The 1,106-nt window shown below is 73.4% G+C and carries 1 protein-coding gene and 1 pseudogene; one reads left to right on the top strand and one right to left on the bottom strand.

The window, feature by feature from the left end; translation table 11 throughout:
- On the top strand, positions 1-779 hold a 779-nt coding region (locus tag R6V09_RS53675), incomplete at its 5' end, for an NPCBM/NEW2 domain-containing protein (RefSeq protein ID WP_317888630.1).
- Here the strand turns inward: R6V09_RS53675 and R6V09_RS53670 are convergent.
- Positions 766-1,106, bottom strand: a pseudogene (locus R6V09_RS53670) (ATP-binding protein); the annotation flags it as partial. The gene R6V09_RS53675 and the pseudogene R6V09_RS53670 overlap by 14 nt on opposite strands.

Raw genomic sequence — 1,106 nt, 5'->3', positions numbered from 1 at the left:
AGGCGGGCATCGCGGCCGGTGTGGTCGCGGTGGGTGTGGTGGCGGTGGTGGCGTTCGCGCTGGCCAACCACGACAGTCCCGCGAAGGAACCCGAGGCCAAGCCGGCCCCCTCCGCCTCCCCCGTCGTCAAGCCCGAGTCGCCGACACCGACGCCTCCGAAGAAGCAACCCGCCCCGGAACCAGCGGTGTTGGCCCCCGAACCGACGCCCACCCCGAGCCCGACCCCGTCGCCCACGCGCAAACCCACGCCGACACCGACGCCGACCCCGAAGGCCACCCCGACCCCGACACCCACCCCCCGGCCCACGCCCACCCTGACACCGACGCCGACGCCCCCGCCGGCACCGACCGTCTTCCAGGTGAGCGAGCTCTCGTACAACGTCGACGGCGACGGCACCGCACCGGAGATCCGGCTCGGCGACAGCAGTTGGGTGTGGCAGCGCTACGGCGTCGCGATCGGCGGCACCCGGTACACCCACGGGGTCACCGTGCACGGCCGCTCCTCGGTCACCATCGACCTCAACCGCCAGTGCGTCTCCTACGACGCGAGGGTCGGCGTCGACGACATGATGCTCGGGCTCGGCAGGGTCTACTTCTCGGTGTACGCCGACGGGGTCCGGCTGTGGAGTTCCGGGGAGATCGACGGCGGGGATGCGGCGGTGCCCGTCCATGTGAACCTCGCCGGGCGCAAGGCCGTACGGCTGGTGGTCGAGCCGCGCGGTTCCTTCGACGATCTGGCGCTCGCCGACTGGGCGGAGTCGAAGTTCACCTGCCAGTAGCGCCCGGTGCCGGGGAGGGCAGCTCGGCGAGTGCCTCGTCCAGGGTGAGGGTCTCGCCGCGGGCGCGCTCGGCGGCGTAGCGCTCGGCGCCCAGTGCGGCGCGGGCGGTCTCCTGGATGCGCTCGGTCCTGCCGCGTTCCGGCATGGGGCGCGGATGACCGCCGCGCAACCGGTCGGCCGCCGCGAACAGCCTTACGGCGCACGGGAGTTGGCCGAGTTCGGCGAGCAGCGTCGCCGCCATGTCGACCAGTGACGCGGTGACCGCCTCGGCGCAGCGCAGTTCCACCGCCTGGCGCAGGGCGGCGGCCATCGCGAACAACCCGCGCT

The sequence above is a fragment of the Streptomyces sp. W16 genome, assembly GCF_033194735.1.
GTDB lineage: Bacteria > Actinomycetota > Actinomycetes > Streptomycetales > Streptomycetaceae > Streptomyces.
This window is presented reverse-complemented; position numbering and strand designations above follow the sequence as displayed.